The 1,615-nt window shown below is 57.8% G+C and carries 3 protein-coding genes; 1 reads left to right on the forward strand and 2 read right to left on the reverse strand.

The window, feature by feature from the left end; translation table 11 throughout:
- Positions 1 to 546: 546 nt before the first annotated feature.
- On the reverse strand, positions 547 to 750 hold the full coding sequence (locus tag ACWGTI_RS32380) for a hypothetical protein (RefSeq protein ID WP_454590645.1): 204 nt from the start codon (positions 748 to 750) through the stop codon (positions 547 to 549).
- 292 nt (positions 751 to 1,042) lie between these two features.
- Between ACWGTI_RS32380 and ACWGTI_RS32385 the strand changes: the two genes are divergently transcribed.
- On the forward strand, positions 1,043 to 1,234 hold the full coding sequence (locus ACWGTI_RS32385; RefSeq protein WP_454590646.1) for a hypothetical protein: 192 nt from the start codon (positions 1,043 to 1,045) through the stop codon (positions 1,232 to 1,234).
- A gap of 136 nt (positions 1,235 to 1,370) precedes the next feature.
- Here the strand turns inward: ACWGTI_RS32385 and ACWGTI_RS32390 are convergent.
- Positions 1,371 to 1,615, reverse strand: a 245-nt coding sequence (locus ACWGTI_RS32390; protein ID WP_454590647.1) for a hypothetical protein, incomplete at its 5' end; no start/stop codon positions are given.

Consider the following 1,615-nt stretch of genomic DNA (forward strand, 5'->3'; position numbering starts at 1 on the left):
GCCCGGCACCTGGGGCGGGTAGGCCAGTAAGCACCGGGCCTAACCGGCAGGGGCATCAAGATGGCGGCGCCGGCTGATCGGAGAGATACCCGCCCCTTCGCCTTCATGTACCAGAGATGGAATGATGGGCGCCCATACGTTTTGTGTGTGAATCCCCGGCCGCGCGGCCAAAGACAAATTGCCGGATGCCTGGAACATCTCTTCGCCGACGAAATTGGCTTATTGCACTGGCCCATTCAGTGCATCGTCTCCATGAGACCTTGCCCGCTGCCCAAGCCGGCGGGCTTTTTTATCTTAGCGGAACCTAAAATAAACCAGCTCGTTGCAGCGATAGCCAGTCATGTCCCCTCGACTTGCAACGACGGGAGCCCGTCACCTTCGCCCTGAGGGTGGCGGGCTTTTTGCGTTTCAGGCGAGGATCATGCTCGTGCGAGGCGTGGTGCATTAGCTGGCACCGGCAAGTCGACGGACCGGCCACAGACCGGACACTCGACAAAGCTCTTCCGGACGGGCCTGGCGCTGACGGGCCGTCGATGCATGTAGAATTTAAGGGTAACCAGCCTTGTCGTCGAGGACGAAAGAAGCTGCAATTAGGTCATCGCCGTCAATGCGGCCGCTCGCTCCACCCATGATGGTTGCGACCTTCTGAAAGGTCTTGATGTCTGCCTCTGTCACGCGCGCATCGCTCATCCTAGCCCTGAGTGAGGCCAAGCGGGTATCGAGGACTGGCGAAATTTCGACGTGATTCATCACTTCAATCGTTCCTGGCGCGATGGGGAAACTGCAAGAAAGTTCCGCCGCCCCTCGGGAAGGAAGGCGGCGGAACCAAGGACCAGCGAAGAAGGGACGTTGATCAACGGTCGCCAAGTCAATCCATCTGTTGGACAAGCGTTCCCTGATATCCCACTTCTCCGACCTTTTTTGTCTGAGTTAGGACCTAGGTCTATGCCCGGCGTACTGAGGTCGGATCGCGGAACATTTGCGGAGGCGCCACGTTCGACAATGTTAGTCGCGCTTTCGCTGGTAATGGGAGATTGGCGTCATGACCCGGCCAAGTATATCGGTGTCCGACTGCGATGTCCTGCGCGGCGCCTTCGTAAAATGCATTATCGAAAAGAACATCCCAGAGGACCGATGGCGTGACGAGGCTGCGCTTTTGATCCGCGACTATACGGATAGCGATGACGTAGATTCCAACTTGCTGGAATGGATCATACAGACCGGCACTATCTAGCTGTAGGCGGCGTCACCGGTCCTATCCCGTTCCGCTGGATGAATCAGCTTTCTGTCATCTGGCCAGTGCAAAGAGGCTAGGAAATCCGTCAGGCTTGCCCCCGCTCGGGCCAGTGCGGCAAGCAGGCGGCGTTCGTTCATTTCACCGCGGTCGCGCCAGCAAGCTCGGCTATGAAATGCAGAATTTCTTCAATAGCATTCGGATCTGGTGGACCGATCTCGTGCGCGGGGCCCCGCCAACACTTCGTTAGCCTTAACTGCCCTGTTGATTGGAATGCGTTGGCGCCTGATGATAATTCAACATGGTGACCCACGCCATCCGCATTGCCATTGTCGACGACCATCCATTGTTTCGCGAGGGCGTAGCGCGCAGCCTCGGCGA

The sequence above is a fragment of the Mesorhizobium sp. ArgA1 genome (assembly GCF_053714375.1).